The 16,119-nt window shown below is 51.7% G+C and carries 13 protein-coding genes and 1 pseudogene; 7 read left to right on the top strand and 7 right to left on the bottom strand.

Annotated elements, in window-relative coordinates:
* A partial coding sequence (locus AC2FD9_RS22780) for a DDE-type integrase/transposase/recombinase (protein WP_496838903.1) occupies positions 1–327 on the top strand: 327 nt, incomplete at its 5' end.
* A gap of 340 nt (positions 328–667) precedes the next feature.
* Complete coding sequence (locus AC2FD9_RS22775; RefSeq protein ID WP_496760771.1) at positions 668–1,747, top strand: DUF2652 domain-containing protein; 1,080 nt, start codon at positions 668–670, stop codon at positions 1,745–1,747.
* A 173-nt stretch (positions 1,748–1,920) separates the two neighbouring features.
* On the opposite strand, the gene AC2FD9_RS22770 is transcribed toward AC2FD9_RS22775, so the two are convergent.
* Positions 1,921–2,280, bottom strand: a complete 360-nt coding sequence (locus AC2FD9_RS22770; protein ID WP_496760770.1) for a hypothetical protein — start codon at positions 2,278–2,280, stop codon at positions 1,921–1,923.
* 776 nt (positions 2,281–3,056) lie between these two features.
* Here AC2FD9_RS22770 and AC2FD9_RS22765 point away from each other — a divergent pair.
* A pseudogene (locus tag AC2FD9_RS22765) lies at positions 3,057–3,590 on the top strand (IS6 family transposase); the annotation flags it as partial.
* 43 nt (positions 3,591–3,633) lie between these two features.
* Positions 3,634–4,341 carry an IS6 family transposase gene (locus AC2FD9_RS22760; RefSeq protein ID WP_496838902.1) on the top strand — a complete coding sequence of 236 codons (708 nt, stop codon included), beginning with the start codon at positions 3,634–3,636 and terminating at the stop codon, positions 4,339–4,341.
* A 98-nt stretch (positions 4,342–4,439) separates the two neighbouring features.
* Here AC2FD9_RS22760 and AC2FD9_RS22755 read toward each other — a convergent pair whose 3' ends face one another.
* The 3 genes from AC2FD9_RS22755 to AC2FD9_RS22745 are packed head-to-tail and all read right to left on the bottom strand — an operon-like array spanning position 4,440 to position 6,449.
* Positions 4,440–5,498, bottom strand: a complete 1,059-nt coding sequence (locus AC2FD9_RS22755; protein WP_496754868.1) for an adenylate/guanylate cyclase domain-containing protein — start codon at positions 5,496–5,498, stop codon at positions 4,440–4,442.
* Entirely contained in the window at positions 5,495–5,884 is a 390-nt protein-coding gene (locus tag AC2FD9_RS22750) for a DUF1987 domain-containing protein (protein ID WP_282151851.1), read from the bottom strand. Before AC2FD9_RS22750 ends, AC2FD9_RS22755 begins: the two co-directional genes overlap by 4 nt.
* Positions 5,885–5,894: 10 nt before the next feature.
* Positions 5,895–6,449, bottom strand: coding sequence for a SiaB family protein kinase (locus AC2FD9_RS22745; RefSeq protein ID WP_108860847.1), 555 nt, complete (start codon positions 6,447–6,449; stop codon positions 5,895–5,897).
* A 120-nt stretch (positions 6,450–6,569) separates the two neighbouring features.
* Here AC2FD9_RS22745 and AC2FD9_RS22740 point away from each other — a divergent pair, with 120 nt between their 5' ends.
* The 3 genes from AC2FD9_RS22740 (at position 6,570) to AC2FD9_RS22730 (ending at position 9,266) form a co-directional block, all read left to right on the top strand.
* Entirely contained in the window at positions 6,570–6,947 is a 378-nt protein-coding gene (locus AC2FD9_RS22740; protein WP_496699989.1) for a hypothetical protein, read from the top strand.
* Positions 6,948–6,972: 25 nt separating this feature from the next.
* Positions 6,973–8,427 (top strand): SpoIIE family protein phosphatase, encoded by a 1,455-nt coding sequence (locus tag AC2FD9_RS22735; protein ID WP_496838696.1) that lies wholly within the window; start codon positions 6,973–6,975, stop codon positions 8,425–8,427.
* Between the two features lie 131 nt (positions 8,428–8,558).
* On the top strand, positions 8,559–9,266 hold the full coding sequence (locus AC2FD9_RS22730; RefSeq protein WP_496838901.1) for an IS6 family transposase: 708 nt from the start codon (positions 8,559–8,561) through the stop codon (positions 9,264–9,266).
* 539 nt (positions 9,267–9,805) lie between these two features.
* On the opposite strand, the gene AC2FD9_RS22725 is transcribed toward AC2FD9_RS22730, so the two are convergent.
* From AC2FD9_RS22725 to AC2FD9_RS22715, 3 genes are all read right to left on the bottom strand, one after another.
* A complete protein-coding gene (locus AC2FD9_RS22725; protein WP_496838900.1) occupies positions 9,806–11,701 on the bottom strand; it encodes a DUF3604 domain-containing protein in 1,896 nt (631 codons plus the stop codon).
* 267 nt (positions 11,702–11,968) lie between these two features.
* Positions 11,969–13,825 carry a DUF3604 domain-containing protein gene (locus AC2FD9_RS22720; protein ID WP_496838899.1) on the bottom strand — a complete coding sequence of 619 codons (1,857 nt, stop codon included), beginning with the start codon at positions 13,823–13,825 and terminating at the stop codon, positions 11,969–11,971.
* 343 nt (positions 13,826–14,168) lie between these two features.
* Positions 14,169–16,115, bottom strand: a complete 1,947-nt coding sequence (locus AC2FD9_RS22715; protein WP_496838898.1) for a DUF3604 domain-containing protein — start codon at positions 16,113–16,115, stop codon at positions 14,169–14,171.
* Between the last annotated feature and the right edge of the window lie 4 nt (positions 16,116–16,119).

Genomic DNA, 16,119 nt, shown 5'->3' with positions numbered 1-16,119 from the left:
TCAATGAAACGCTACGGTCAACCTGAATCCATCGTGACGGACAAACTGCGGTCTTATGGCGCGGCGATGAGAGTTGTCGGGAACGGTAGTCGGCAAGAGACCGGCCGCTGGCTGAACAATCGGGCCGAGAATTCCCATCTGCCATTTCGACGACGAGAATGTGCGATGCTCCGCTTCAGGCAAATGCGGTGTTTGCAGAAGTTCGCCGCAGTTCATTCTTCCGTCCACAACCATTTCAATCAGGAACGCGCCCTCTACAGCAGAGACAATTTCAAGCTCAACCGCGCCGCTGCTCTCTCCGAGTGGCGCCAACTTTGTTCAGCATAAGTTCTGGCATTTAGGGGTAAACAGAGACTGGTTCGAATTGGTCTGACAGCACCCCGCCGGCGAATGACCGGTTTGGCGACATGGGCTGCGAAACGGAGCTGGGGTCGCTGCAGATGCAAACCTATGCTGCGTCGGCGAAGGGTCGAAATCGGATGACGGCTTCGTCCCGCACAGCAGACATTGGGCGGACTCCTCTGAATGTCTACTTTGAGCCTGAAGCGGTCGACTACAGCAATCTGAAATTGAGACCTTCTATGCCGTATGGCCATGACAGACGCTTGCGTGTACTTTTCCGGTACTGGTGCAAGAAACGTACCGACCGCTCTTTGGGGAGGGGACTATGACAGCAACACACACTGGGTATCTGCTGATCGCCGATATTTCGGGGTACACGCAATTCCTGACATCCTCGGAAATGGACCATGCCAATCCTATCCTGCAATCGCTGTTGGCAGCACTGATTGAGCAAGTCGGCGATCCGTTGCATTTTTGGAAAACCGAGGGCGACGCTGTCCTTGCATACTCGACACGTCAGGATTTCCCGTCGGGTGAGACGTTTCTGACCATCTGCGAAAACCTGTACAACGCATTTACCCTCAGGCGGCAGGACATAATCGCAAACACGACATGCCCATGCCGAGCTTGCGCCAATGTCGACAATTTGGACCTCAAAATCATCGCCCACCACGGCCAATTTGACGAAATGCAGCTTGGCCCGACTAAGGACATTTCGGGAGCCGATGTCATCCTTGTTCACCGGATGACCAAAACAGACGTATCTGAGAACACCAGTATTCACAGCTATGCCCTGTTCAGCGAAGCCGCCGCCGCCGCCATGGACGTCAGTGAAATAATGCAGCCTTTTTCGCAGGATATCGAACATTTTGGTGAAGTCCGCATGAAGGTCTACGATTTGGCCAAATCTTGGAAAAAAATGCGCGCTGATCGCCAACGCGATTTCTTGGAAGAGCAGGATGGCGTATGGACCTTGCGATATCATTTCGACGCTCCCATTGGGGTCGTTTGGGAGGCTCTCGTTGCTCCCGAACATAAACTGAAGTGGATGAATCGCGTCGGCGATATCAAGATGGAGAACCCCCTTGGACGCCTTGGTCCAGGGTCGGGCTATCATTGCGCACACGAAATGGCCCATTTTTTTTATCGTGTTACAGATTGGGAACCCTTTGATTATTTTTCAACGCGCATTCTGGACCCCGCGCGCCCAAACGTCAGCTTCCCTGAGACCTACCATCTGACAGAAACTAAGACGGGCACCGAGCTTCGCTACACAATGGGTATAGCAACCGATGCCGATGGAACGCGTTCGGAAATCTCCGAACAAGAATGTTCAGCGTTTTTGGCGGAATTCTGGGCCGTGTCTTTTGCGGACATGAATGAGCAACTCAGCCAATCCAAATAGCACCGTCCTAACCAAATGACGGACGCCCGACACTGAATAATGTAAGGTCTGCTTTGTCCGCAAGGCGGACGTTGGCGCTTTGCAACGTTGGGTCTGCTATCCGTTCAAAAGCCGACATCTGACCAAATCAATCAGCTGACCGCGTTGAGTCCAGGTGTTATGATTCAGCCGTTTTACTTAGCAAGGTCACCAACGATGCCAACGGCGTCGACTACAGTCGAAAGATCATCAGAAACTTCCAAAATTTCATCGTTGACGCGTATGTAACGATTTCCTTTTCCTGGAGGTTTCAATTTCCAGTTGGAAAGGTCGCCGATGTCCGAGTAATCCAAGTCGGCGGGAAGTTTGGCTCCTCTTGAATAGCGCTTTATTTGCCCTGGCGGCACAGCTTTCTGACCCTTATCCGGCTTGCCATCCAACTGAACTTTCTTGTCTTTTGACTTCCCGCCTTTTTCTTTGGCGGAAGCCACATCGATGACGCCAACCATCAAGGTCAGGGCCAGCATCCAAACGAATACAGAATAGATCTTCACGCGGTGTTCCTTCAATTTCACTGAACTCATACTGTTGTTGCATTTGTTACATTTTCTTTGGAGACTTCATTTAATGAACCAACGAACAATCATGCCCTAGCCTGTGTTCACGTCGGTCTGAATTTGAAGGCCTCTGGAGCAGTCTGGTCATGAATTGTGTTTTTAGCGGTCAGACTTTGTGGCAATTGAAGCGAATGCCCGCTTTAAGACCAGTAGTTGTTGCAACATCTTTAAGCAAAGAACCTGGCATCTCGGCCGAAGCTAAATTGTTTCACATGAGGATCGATGCGTAGCTCGCGGCAGAAGCCTTATGAAGGCTATAGGCAAGCAAAACTGCAAGAACGCATATTGGGCCGGCTATTTCCAAAAACGCTTTGAAAGATGATTGGGAGCTATTCCCAAGGGAGAAATACTGGGAGAGCCTACTTTTTGCAGGCAATAGCTTCCATTCACCTAGTCTTAACATATTCAACTCGTTAAAAAACAACGGTTGAAAACTAACATTCATGGTCTCAGACCCGTAAAGTTTTCGCAATTTTCAGAGATTTTGCTCCAAATTCGACAAAATAGGTCTACAGTCACAACGGAAAAACGCACATTGTAGACGAACCCAAGGCCAATTGGTTGTTAAACGGCCTATGGTAAATACTTCATCTAAGTTCGACGATTTCGTAAATTGCCTACTCCCTCTGGTCGCGTTGTTTCTTGATTGTTATGAGGGTCTTGTCAGAAGAACTTTGCTTGAGCGGGGCAGGGCAGTTGCGTAGCTTTTGCCCATGACCAGACCTGCCTCATTCAAATACTTTAAAACCAGTCCCGAGATCATCCGCCTTGCGGTGATGCTGTACATCCGTTTCCCGCTCTCGCTTCGGAATGTCGAAGATCTGCTGCACGAGAGAGGCATCGACGTGAGCCACGAAACTATCCGATATTGGTGGAACAGGTTTGGCCCGATGTTTGCTGCTGAGATCAGACGGAAGCGTGTTCAGCAGCTGCGCGCATTCTCCAAATGGAAGTGGCACGTGGACGAGGTTTTCGTGAAGGTGAATGGCAAGCGGCACTATCTTTGGCGGGCTGTTGATCATGAAGGCGAGGTGCTGGAAGCCGTTGTCACCAAACGCCGAAACAAGGCTGCAGCACTGAAATTCCTCAAGAAGTTAATGAAGCGACACGGCAAAGCGGAAACCGTCGTGACGGATCGCTTCGCCTCATACAGAGCCGCGCTCCACGACCTGGGTGCACTCGAAAAACAAAGGACGGGCAGGTGGCTCAACAACCGCGTCGAGAACTCGCACCGGTCTTGTCGGAAGAACTTGGGTTGAGGCGGGCAGGGTGCTCTCGTAGCCTTGTCGCATGATCAAACAATCGCCATTCAAGTACTTCAAGACCAGTCAAGAGGTCATTCGTCTGGCAGTCATGCTGTACGTTCGGTTCCCATTGTCGCTTCGGAATGTCGAAGATCTGCTGCACGAGCGAGGCATCGACGTGAGCCACGAAACTGTCCGATATTGGTGGAACAGGTTTGGCCCGATGTTTGCTGCTGAGATAAGGCGGAAGCGTGTTCAGCAGCTGCGCGCGTTCTCGAAATGGAAGTGGCACGTGGACGAGGTTTTCGTGAAGGTGAATGGCAAGAGACACTATCTTTGGCGGGCTGTTGATCATGAAGGCGAGGTGCTGGAAGCCGTTGTCACCAAAAGCCGAAACAAAGCTGCAGCACTGAAATTCCTTAAGAAATTGATGAGGCGATACGGTAAAGCGGAAACCGTCGTCACGGATCGCTTCGCATCGTACCGGGTCGCTCTCAGAGAGCTTGGTGCTACCGAAAAACAAAGGACGGGCAGGTGGCTCAACAACCGCGTCGAGAACTCGCACCTGCCTTTCCGACGAAGAGAACGCGCGATGCAGCGTTTCAGGCGCATGCGAAGTTTACAGAAATTCGCCTCCGTCCATTCCTCTGTCTACAACCACTTCAACCAGGAAAGATCGCTCACCAGCCGGGACACCTTCAAGCTGACCCGCGCCGCCGCTCTTAGCGAGTGGCGTCAACTCTGTTCCGGATAGGTTCGCAGTTTCCGCGGCAAACTGAGATTGGTTAGAATTCGTCTGACAGCACCTTCCAGAGATGTTGCCAAAACACTTCAAACACTGGCTGCCCGACTTCAGTGTTCGTTTTTGCGGAGTGTAGCAAGCGCCAACTTGAGTATTTCTAAGCTCGCGGCGCGTTCTTCTGATGTCATTGAGCTCGGGTCTAACACCATTCGAAAATTCGGGTTTTCGTATACAACTTTTTCTACGCGCGGTCTCGAATTCTTTTGACCTAAGACACGGTAGGTCATGACAGGTTGAGCCACACCCTTTACCTGGATGGCGCCGACTTTTTCTGTTTCTACTTCGTGGTTTACGTGCGCCCAAGTTTCGTACGAGATATAAATCGCACCCTCGTCGGCTTGATGCTCCAACCTAGAAGCTACGTTCACAGCCCCACCAATAATGGTGTAGTCCATACGGTCGTCACTCCCAAAGTTTCCGACAGTACAAAAGCCGGTATTGATACCAATACGGCATTGTAACTGTTGTCTAATTCCTTGACGCCTCCATTTTGCCTGCAACTCTGCCAACTTGTCTCGCATTGCAATTGCCATTCTCACGCATGCCAAAGCATCTTCCCGCACACCTTTAGTCTCCGGGTCTCCAAAGAAGACAAGGATTGCGTCGCCGATAAACTTATCTATCGTCGCACCGTGTTTCAGAGCGACTTCCGCCATTTCAGTCAGGTAGCTGTTCAGGAGTTCTGTTAAATCTTCCGACTCCATCTGATCCGTAAGCTCTGTGAAGCCGGCGACGTCCGAGAAAAACACTGTCAGCTTTTTTCGCTTACTCGCGAGTTTAACTTCTTGGCGACCGGAAAAGATCGAGTTGTAGACTTGAGGCGATAAGTATTTGGCAAGCTTTCCTGACAATGCCTCAAGCTCTTGGTTTTTCTGGGTAACCTCTTCGGCGGCGATGCGCTGTTTTTCGGCTAATGCATTCAATTCCCGCTCGTTGCGATCACTCAATCGCATCATGCGCCGCGTGGTTCTGAGCAGCTTTCTGTATTCTCCGACAAGGTTTTCAATTGACTTGCGCGTTTCATCATTCGGAAATTGTCCACTGTTTAAAGCTGCTTCCGCGACTTCCAAAGCCTCATTCTCGCGAACAAAGAGATCGTCGATAGTCATCGATCCAACAACTTTTCCAGTGTGAATTTGGCATGTTTCAGGTCCTCCCCAAACTCCTCCCCAAGTTCTTCCATGGTCTCGTCTTCGGGGTCGTGAAACCAATAGACGTCAACGCTTTTTCCCGCCTCAGCAGCGGAATCCAAAAGCTCCATGATCATCATGATGGCCTTGGCGCTGGACGAATTGAAATAGATGAGTTCAAATTCAAATCGACATTTGGATATTGAGCCATCCGACAACCAACTTTTCAAAGCATCAAACAACGGGTTGTAGAAGGTCGTAACATCCTCAGGGTAGGACTCCCCAATCAGTTTGAGGTGGCCAACGTCAAAATCGAACGCGACGGCCGGAGTGCGGTTTGTTGCCGGGATATCAATATTTTGCATCCGTACCCTCTTAAACCGTCGCTTTGAGTGCGAAGAATGCGTGCTGATCGTCAATCCGCATAAAATCAAATTCGATTGGCTTTGACGCTCGACGCGCAATTTCAATTAACCCGATACCTGCACTATTGCCGACAGCGTCAGTTTCTGACCGGAGTTGGTCTTTGTATGCGGCCCTAAGTTCCTCACGATTCATGGCGCGTAGTTCTGAAAGCCGTCTTCGCATGTTGTCTACGTCACTTAAAAGGATCAGATTGCCCGCATGAACGACATACCCGCCGGCCTCGTTTCCGATGGTCACAATGCCGTAACTTATGTCCAGCACCTCAGTCTCACCGTCGGTCGGTAGTCGTTCAACAGAATATCTGATGATGTTCTGCATTTGCTCGACAAAAACAGCGAAAACACTTCGGAGAGTTTTAGTGTCAGCGTCTTCAGACACTAATTTCTGCTTTAACGCATCGCCAACACCGCTGAGGATACCTTCAGTTACATAACCACTGTATGCAAAGACAACGCCTTGTCGGCGCAGGTTCGCGCGCAGTTCGTAGACTTCGCTTGCAAGCATTTGTTCCCCTTGGTCATGCTTGGGTGGAACCAAGTTCAATTCAGGCCTTAATATCATAAGATACACATTTATGCATTTTTAGTGTATCAATTGTGCAGTGTTATTAGTGGGGAGGTTAGCATGATTAGGCTATTGTGTATGGTCGCCGTAGTAATATCGTCCAACCCGGCAGCAGCGGCCGACATTCCAACTGAAGTCAAGGCAAAGCTCCAATCCGCCATGATTTCACATGTTGATGGAGTGATGGTCGACGGTTCTTACACTTATCTGGACACGACCACCAACGCGTTTGAAACCGTTTATCCTGCAAATGTTCATCCAATGGTTATTCTTGCGGGAAGTGACTATTTCGTCTGCTCTGAAATGATAACCGAAGGTGGCGACACCGTGACCGCAGACTTTCTAGTTCGGGAAGTTTCCGGGGACTACAAAGTTGTACAGATGATCGTCAATAATCGTGACGCTCTTCAGGCCGCGATGAAGAACATCGGGAACTAAATGCCGGACACTATAGAGGCATTTAGTGCATAAACTCTGGACATTCTTAAAGCGCCGAATATTCCTGAAGCATATTCTGGCGACCCTCCTGCTCGGAGGTGTGCTAAACGCCATTGTGCTTCTCTTTTACTATGAATTCAAAAGGCAAGCTCAAACAGATCAGGTTGCCGCGGAAGTTGCAACGATTTCCAATCGTATCGCGCGCCCGTTGGCTGAATTGGTTGAAGCAGGAAATCTTGCGCAAGCAACGAGCCTGCTGGCGGTCTATTCGGGTTTTCCTTACGTTATCTGCGCTGAACAGAGTTTAGAACAAAGCTCAGAAACTCTGGTTTCCTGGCCTGCTATAGGATGCGACAAAATAAAAAAACCTGGCTTAGACATCGTCGTTACTGTTCCCACGGCAGCAGGGCCGACCACGATGTTGGCCCGAATTGATCAGGAGATCTTGAACAATGAGCTAAGGACAGAAGTAGGCGTTGTGGTCCTTCTTGGAATTCTCGGCGGATTTGCACTGATCTTAGCAGGCGCTGCTGCATTTTTATGGCTCATCAACAGACCTCTCGGCCAAATGTTGAAAGCCATCGAAAGATTTGAGCGATACGATGACCCTCAGATTGTCCCATACGAGTCGGAAGATGAGATTGGCAAAGTAGTTCAAAGCTATAATTCAATGCTGGATCGAGAGGTTGAACGAGTCAACGAAATCCGAGAGGCGCACCATCAGATCGTCGCAAGCGTAAATTATGCCACGCGAATTCAACAGGGTTTGTTACCCACGACAAGTCAGTGTGATGCCGCATTTGCCGATTTTGCTGTTAAATGGGAACCTCGCGATTTGGTTGGAGGAGATATCTACTGGATTAAGTCGGATGGCCCAATTTCGACGCTCGCCGTAATTGATTGTACAGGTCATGGCGTTCCTGGGGGTTTCATGACTATGTTAGCAATCGCTTCTCTTGAGCGGCTCTACTTCGAAAATGAAATGCTTAGCCCGTCGCTGGCACTGTCCAAGTTGAGCGATTTGACGCGTGCACTTCTAAATCAGGATACTGCAAACGGGGCTTCCAACGACGGCATGGACGCTGCGATATGCCAGATCGATTCAGCAAAAGGGATAGCGACGTTTGCAGGTGCGCATATGTCTCTTTTGGTCAAATCCAATACCGGCATTGACCGAATCCGAGGTGACAAGCTGAGCATTGGGTATGTGGATACTCCAATTGGCCCAAAATTTTTCGAACACGAAGTTCAATTGGATCAAATCACAGATTTTTTTGTTTCAACTGACGGCTTGATTGACCAATTAGGTGGAGAAAAACGTTTAGCTTTTGGTTTTCAGAGAGTTGTATCTGTATTTGAACAGGAAGAGTGGTCGTGTTCGGAAGAGCTATTGTCGGCTATTCACAGCGCTTTTCAAGACTATAGTACGAAGGAAGAACGCTTGGATGACTTGACAATGATTGCTTTTCGCACTGCCTGAAATGCAGATTGAGGTGTGTTTAAGAGGTGCGACGCACTCTGCTAATCCCAAAACGTTGAAATCTACTCCAGTACGGTCTTGTCAGAAGAACTTTGCTTGAGAGCGGTAGGGCGGTTGCGTAGCTTTTGTTCATGACCAGACCTGCCTCATTCAAATACTTCAAAACCAGCCCTGAGATTTTCCGCCTTGCGGTGATGCTGTATATTCGGTTTGCACTCTCGCTTCGGAATGTCGAAGATTTACTGCACGAGCGAGGCATCGACGTGAGCCACGAAACTGTCCGATACTGGTGGAATAGGTTCGGCCCGATGTTTGCTGCTGAGATCAGGCGGAAGCGGGTGCAGCAGCTGTGCGCGTTCTCGAAATGGAAGTGGCACGTGGACGAAGTCTTTGTGAAGGTGAATGGCAAACGCCGCTATCTCTGGCGTGCAGTTGATCACGAGGGCGAGGTGCTGGAAGCCGTTGTCACCAAACGCCGAAACAAAGCTGCAGCACTGAAATTCCTTAAGAAATTGATGAAACGGCACGGTTGCGCCGAGGAGGTCGTGACCGACCGTTTTGCATCCTACAAAGCAGCGCTCAGAGATTTGGGTGCTCTCGAAAAACAACAGACGGGCAGGTGGCTCAACAAACGCGTTGAGAATTCGCACCTGCCTTTCCGACGAAGAGAGCGCGCTATGCAACGTTTCAGGCGCATGCGAAGTTTGCAGAAATTCGCCTCCGTCCATTCCTCTGTCTACAACCACTTCAACCAGGAAAGATCGCTAGCCAGTCGAGACACCTTCAAGCTGACCCGCGCCGCCGCTCTTAGCGAGTGGCGTCAACTTGGTGCGGGATAAAGGACAGCGTCACTGGCCTAGCTGAGACTGGTTCGAATTAGTCTGACAGCACCGCCACTCATACCTGTCTCACTTCAGTTGTGTTTTCTGACCCGGAATTGTACCGCAATTCCCGCGAGTTGGCACATGCGCTTTCAATCAGAGACAGAGCAGACCGTACACTCAGGGCGCAATTCCGGCCCTAGTCTCAGTGGCGCATTTTGGCGGGGTCGCTTTAGGCGGGATTTCCCTGATAACCGGAAATTTACAGGGAATTTCTGCAAAACAAGTTTGGAACTCGAGATTCCTTTCGAAAGGGTGGTTCAATCTGGACGTAATATGGGCGCTGAGCCTGATCCTTGTGGGGTCGATTTCGCTGCTGTTTGTTCATTCTGCTGGCTAACAGCAATGCCAGGCCGAAAAGGCGGCGGAGCCGTAGTTTGGCTTAAACAGCAGCGAACGGTTGCTTTGTCCCGCGATGCGGTCCTTCACGAAATTTCGACGAACGTCTGCTTAGAGCCCAAAGCGGTCTCTTGCCTCCGAATGTGCAATATCCGTTCTCAGTTGCGAGGTGTGTACCAAATGGGCGAGGTGTATGCCCGTTCCTGTGTGATCATCGGCACATCCGAGCCCATTTCAACACCAAATTTGATGGCATCATAAGCGGTCCATCGGGGCGTAGGTATTTCGATAACGCGGGCATAATAGAAAGCGAGTTCCGAGGGATCGAAGTCCGGGTCTGTCCAGACCGTGCCAAGTTCTGACGCTCCTATTGTGTTCGTCCAAGAAGGTATCGATAAATCAACCGTACTTCCGACTGCAGTCAGATTACCATTTTCGTCTGGGGTACGGTCTCCGCCCCATGCAACGTCATAGACTTTCTCTTGTTTTTCAACTGTCTCTGCATCGATCCAACCCTTTATGATCTGGATGCGGTCCAGATTTGCGCCGACTGGGTCTCGCAAGGCATAGACCAAAAAATCGGGCGCTTCGCCTTCTTCGACAGCGATGTCGCCGCCCATAGGTACCCCGCCGCTGTAGCCGATCCTTGCAAGATCACGTCGCGCGATTACTTCTTCCGAATAGTCGCCACCAAAGAACCGGACTGACATACGTGGACCCGTGGTGCCATATGCTTCCCGACGTTCCATGGCATCGAATATGGAGGTGCGGGAGTTTTCTCGCGCCCACACGGCAGTCAAACCAGCTGCGCTGTAACCCCAACCGTAGTACGCGACATCGCCGTCAGAAAACGTTTTCCCAATATGGCTGGCACGTTCACCGCTGGGTTCGTAGGCAGTATGCTTTCCGAAGAAATTGTCTTCCGCCACGGCCGATAGGCCGGTGTGTGTGTCGGTAGCAGCACTTGCCCCGAACTTGTACGGGTTAACGCCAAGTTCTGCTTGAAGGGCGAGACCGCGCAAAAGACCCGACCGCGCGTATTCACCTTCAAGCATTTCGGATTCTTTCGGTATACTGGCATCAAGGTTTCCGAAATCCCAAGTCTCGTAGTCTGCAAATTCATCTTCGGTCGACAAGAACGGATGTGCTTCGCCATCGCCCTTAATCTGTGACCATTCGTAAAGTGGCTCCCATTTCGACCTTGCTTCGGCATATGCGCGGTCTAATGGCGGTTTTCCTTCGGCGAAGTCATCGACCAAGGAAAAAACCCAACCATTGGACAGATTGCCATTGTGCGCAATGGCTAGCGCGTCGCCGCCTGTTTTGTCTTCGAAATTCTCCAGCCAAGCATACAGGTCGCGTGGGTTGGGTGAACCGATTGGAGGAGTGGTCGTATAGGGCAGAATCTTGCGCGCAATTTCAGGGCCGTCGCGCAAGATCACATTGCGATGCAGATTGTTGCCTTCGACGAGCGACGTCCATTCAAAGGCAATGAATGTAGTGAAGACGCCAGGGGCGTTAAACTCTTCCGCCGCATCAATAAGATCGCCCCAGACTGTCGCGAACGCAGGATTGCCGGGCTGGTAATTTAGCGCCGGTGAAACTGTGCCTTGTGCAAAACTTGCGATGAGTTGCTGCATGGCGCGGAGTGCCTCTTCACCTCCGGCATTGAAGGCATTGTGAAACTCGCGCCCCTGCTCGTCAGCCAGAATGTTGGGCGCCCCTGAGATAATATCTGTGATTGCCCCCATCGCGTCGGAATGGTCGGTAATCATGTAAAAATCAAAAGGACGGAACAGCTTGGCCGGCTGTCCTGTGTTAGACGTGACCTGTTCTCCACGCGCGAATCTATAGGCATCGCGCGGCATCAAGCGTGTTCCACCGCCACCGGCATCGGCCGACAGACCCGTGTGTACGTGCGTGTCGCCGAAAAAAACCCTCTCCGGGTAGGCGCGATCGGCATTAGGAGAATAAGGCCGACCTTTCAAAAATGTATCGCTGGCTTCAGGCGGAGTGACTTGCGCGAACGATGCGGTCCCCCAAACAAACGTCATGCAAGAAATAAGATACAAAACCCGCATTTACACAAATACCTCTTGGTAAAATTAGCTTTCCGTACAAGTCGAGTGTATCCAGCCAAATAGCCAAAAGCTATGAGTTTATGAACGGCGACTTTGTCCGAATTGCGGTCGCTCGCGACATTCGGGCGAACGTCCGAACTGAGCCCAAAGCAGGCATTCTTCTGGCAAGTCAATTTGCATTCGCAGCAATAGAGAGTTCTGGCGCGCCGCGTTAACGGCAACCGACTATAATACAAGGTACTAGTTTGAACTGTACCATATTGGTGAAGTGTAAGCGCGATCCTGTATTTCTGCTGGAACGCTATCCGGTAAAGGAACGTCGTAATACGCAGCATCAATTGTGGTCCAACGCGGTTTTGGAATCTCAATAACGCGCACGTAGTAGAAGGCATTCTGAGAGGCGTCAAAGTCTGGATCCTGCCAATATCCGTCCAGTGCTGCGGCCCCAATTGAGTTATTGTAAGTTGCCTTCTCAACGTTGACAGTCGAGCCGACAGGTTCGCGGGCGCGACCGTCTGTGCCGATCTCGCGACCTCCTGACACCGCAACATCATAGATGCGCTCAAAGGTCTCGCCGCTCCCGTCGATCCAGCCCTTGATAATCTGCACGCGGTCCAGGTTAGCACCATCAGGGTCGCGCAGGGCGCGGATCAGGAATCCGGGTGCGGCCCCATCCGGCGCATTGGCCAGATCGCCGCCCATCGGCACTCCATTACGATAACCGTGCGCCGCAAAGTCGGGGGCGCTAAGGTCCTCTGCATCAAAGTCCCATCCGCCAAAGACGCGCACACGGATTCTGCTGCCAGTAGTGGCATAGGCCTCCTTGCGGGAGATCGCTCCATGTACTTCCTCGCGGGTGTTTTCGCGCGCCCAGACGGCGGTCAGCCCTGCCGCGGATTCCTGTGCGGTGACAATCCGCAGCGCCGGGTCGTCCGACGGGATCACATCAAGGTTGTGCCGTATTGGCGATGGCTCTGTGTGCTGGTACTTGCCAAAGTAATTGTCTTCACGCGTTGTCGGGAGCGCCGTGTGGGAATCCGTTGTGCCTGTGAAACCTGATTTGAACGGGTTCACACCGATCTCACGCTTGATCTCAAGCCCTACTTTGAGCGCCGAGCGCGCGTATTCATAACGCAGCATCTCAGGTTCTTTGGCGGCTGTCCCTGCGAGATTTGCGACGTCCCATGTTTCGAAGTTGGCAAATTCATCATCTGGCGACAACATCGGATGTGTTTCTTCATCGCCTTTTATTTGCGTTAGCTCGTGCATTGGTTCCCAACGGGCGCGTTTGGCTGCATAGTCCGCATCCATGGGTGATCCGTCGAACTTGGTTGGCGCAAACATGATACCATTCGACACGTTCCCATTGTGTGGTACCGAAATCGCGCTGCCACCGGTTTCCTCTTCGTAGGCAGCCAAGTGATCCCACATCGGCTCAGGATCTTCGCTGTCGAAGTACGTGAAAGGGCGGGTGCGGCTTGTCTTATCCGCCCCGTCACCGAAGAGAACGACGCGGTGCAGGTTGTTCCCAAGCGGGGTCGATGTCCATTCGTAACCCGCAATCGCTGTGAAAACGCCGGGATTGTTGTAGTGGTCAATGGTTTCAATGATCTGTTGCCACAAGTCGCCATCGAGATTCAAACCCGCCGTAGGGTCGCGGCCCTGCACTGTCGATATTTCGATTATGTCGGCGAAGGCTGCCATCCGCCCTTCCTGTCCCGAATTGAACCGCTCGTATGTCAGGCGACCCCATTCGTCAGCCAGCAGGCGGGGGTCTGCCGCGCGGATGGCGGTGGACAGTCCGAGCATCTCCGCATGTTCTGTGATGGCCAGAAAATCTAGTGGCCGGACAAGTTGCACCGATTGTCCGGTGTTAGAGAGGATCCGCTCGCCGCGCGCCACACGAAAGGCGTCGTGAATGTTGAGTGAAGTACCTACCAACCCGGCGTCAAAGGAAATTTCTGTATGAAAGTGCAAATCGCCAAAAAGCACCTGATCCGGATACGACCGATCAACAAATGGCGAATAGTCGGTCCCGGCATCGACAGTGGCTTCTGACACGACACCTTCAAACGCCAAAGCGCTCGTTGAAGTCAAGAATGCTGAGCTAGCAAGTCCCATCGCAAATTTTTTAAAAATTTTGGCGTGTTTCATGACTATCCCCCCATCCTTCAAACTGACTTTTAGGCGATCCTAACACAGTATTGACTTCCAACCTAATCGCAGAGGGTGCACCTTGCGGCATATCAATCAGCTGTAATCCGTCTAATATGCTGCGCTGCAGCGAACGGCGGTTTTGTCCGCGTAGCAGTCGTTCATGCCGAGTGCGGCGAATGACTGCTCCGAGCCCTAAGCGGACATTCGCATGAACGCATTAACCCAGTGTTGCTGCGACAGGAACTGCCGGGCTTTTCCACTACGACATTGGATTAGGTATATTTCAGTTCTCGGGCGTATACCAAATTGGCGAAGTGTACGCGCGTTCCTGCGTTGAAGTCGGAACCTCCGCGGGAAGTTCGTCTCCGAACCGAACGGAGTCGTAGATAGTCCACCTCGGCGTGGGAATTTCCAAGACACGGGCATAGTAGAAAGCCCGCGCTGAAGGATCGAACTCAGGGTCCGTCCAAACGGTGATCAGCTCTGGAGACCCTATGGAGTTGGTAAATGTGCCTGTAGCGACATCCACGGTATTCCCCACCGGTGGTAGAATTCCATCCGCATCAGGTTCTCGGTCTCCTGACCAAGCCACGTCATAAACCCGCTCTTCAGTTTCACCGCTGGCATTTAACCAACCTTTCACAATCTGGATACGATCGAGATTGCCGGAAAATGGGTCTTTCAGGGCAGCGATGAGGAAAGTTGGGGCGTCTGCGCTCTCAGGTGCTTGTGAGAGGTCTCCGCCCATCGGAACGCCTTTTTCATATCCTATTTCGGCGGGCAAACGGGATCTTGCATCTTCTTCCGTAAAGTCCCAGGCGCCAAAGAAACGGAGCGCAATGCGACTTCCGGTTGTCCCGTAAACTTCTTTCCGTTCCATGGCGTCGAATATGGCTTCGCGTGTGTTGTCTTCAGCCCAAACTGCTGCGTAGCCAGAGGCTGCCATTTCCCACCCGAGAATCCTCAAGGCATCGAACTCGCCAACGACATGTTGCCAACGGCCGGGTTCTGGTTCGACGCCAGAGTGTTTGCCAAAGAAATTGTCTTCTTCCGCTGTTGCCAAAGCCGTATGGCTGTCGGTAGAGCCCACCACGCCAAATTTATATGGATTAGTACCCAGCTGATCCTCTAGTTTAAGACCGTTCTTCAAGGCCTCACGGGCATACTCGTATTGGAGCATCCAGTCTTCCTTGGGCGTTGGGCCGAGGTTGGATTTATCCCAAGTTTCATAGTCTGCGAATTCATCGTTTGGGCTTAAAAACGGGTGCGTTTCTCCGTCACCTTTGATTTGGGTGATCTCATACATCGGCTCCCACTTGGCACGCCGCTCTGCGTAATCCGCCGTCAACGGTTCACCCGTTTCAGGGTTTGTCTCAACCGGAAACATCAGGCCGTTGGAAACGTTGCCGTTGTGGGCAAGGGCCAGTACACGACCGCCAGTCTCTTGCTCATATGTTTCCATCCAGTCCCATAGCCGTTCTGGATTGAAGGTTTCCGCGGTTGTGAAGGGCAGCATTTGCCGAGCGCGAATGGCATCATCCCGGTAGATCACGTTACGATGGAGGTTGTTTCCAGCTTCGGTGGACGTCCACTCGTATCCGATGAACGCAGTGAATGTGCCGGGCGCGTTGTGATGATCCGCAGTTTGCGTGAACTCGTCCCACACGGATTGTACAAACCTGCGATCTGAAACAGCCTCGGGAAGAGCATCCCCGGTGATGCCAGCAAAGGTTTCGATGACTTCCATTGTTGCGCCAAGCGCAACGTCTCCACCGGCGTTGAGACGTTCGTTCCAGTCTCGAAGCGTTGGGTCTCGCATCAGCGTGGAGTTCCCTGCCACGATTTCATTCATGGCCCCCATGGCATCTGAATGATCGGATACGACAAGCCAGTCGAGCGGACGCGACAACTGCACGCGTAGGCCGTGTGATGTGGTGACTTCCTCACCACGTGCAAACCTATAGGCATCGTCGGGGCTCAGAATGACGCCAAATCCGCGAGCATCGAGTGAATTTGACGTGTGCAGGTGAGTGTCACCCCAAAGTGGGCGTGTAGGAAAGTCTCGACCTGCATAAGGTGAGAAATCTGCAGGCGCGGGTTCACGCATATCATCGACCGATATGGTCATCTCTCCAACTTGCCCACCTTGTGCTGCCTCTTGAGCATTTGATGGGCTTGCTATGAATGCTGCGGAAACTATTGCCGTCGACGTCGTCAAAAAAAACTTCATTTGA

The organism is Ruegeria sp. YTSC230, from assembly GCF_059609665.1.
Note: the sequence above shows the minus strand (reverse complement) of the source record. Positions and strands in the feature narration are given on the sequence as shown.

Coding starts and splice junctions, on each gene's coding strand:
- AC2FD9_RS22775 (WP_496760771.1), top strand. CDS start 668: ATGACAGCAACACACACTGGGTATCTGCTGATCGCCGATATTTCGGGG.
- AC2FD9_RS22760 (WP_496838902.1), top strand. CDS start 3,634: ATGATCAAACAATCGCCATTCAAGTACTTCAAGACCAGTCAAGAGGTC.
- AC2FD9_RS22755 (WP_496754868.1), bottom strand. CDS start 5,498: ATGACTATCGACGATCTCTTTGTTCGCGAGAATGAGGCTTTGGAAGTC.
- AC2FD9_RS22750 (WP_282151851.1), bottom strand. CDS start 5,884: ATGCAAAATATTGATATCCCGGCAACAAACCGCACTCCGGCCGTCGCG.
- AC2FD9_RS22745 (WP_108860847.1), bottom strand. CDS start 6,449: ATGCTTGCAAGCGAAGTCTACGAACTGCGCGCGAACCTGCGCCGACAA.
- AC2FD9_RS22740 (WP_496699989.1), top strand. CDS start 6,570: ATGATTAGGCTATTGTGTATGGTCGCCGTAGTAATATCGTCCAACCCG.
- AC2FD9_RS22730 (WP_496838901.1), top strand. CDS start 8,559: ATGACCAGACCTGCCTCATTCAAATACTTCAAAACCAGCCCTGAGATT.
- AC2FD9_RS22725 (WP_496838900.1), bottom strand. CDS start 11,701: ATGACGTTTGTTTGGGGGACCGCATCGTTCGCGCAAGTCACTCCGCCT.
- AC2FD9_RS22715 (WP_496838898.1), bottom strand. CDS start 16,115: ATGAAGTTTTTTTTGACGACGTCGACGGCAATAGTTTCCGCAGCATTC.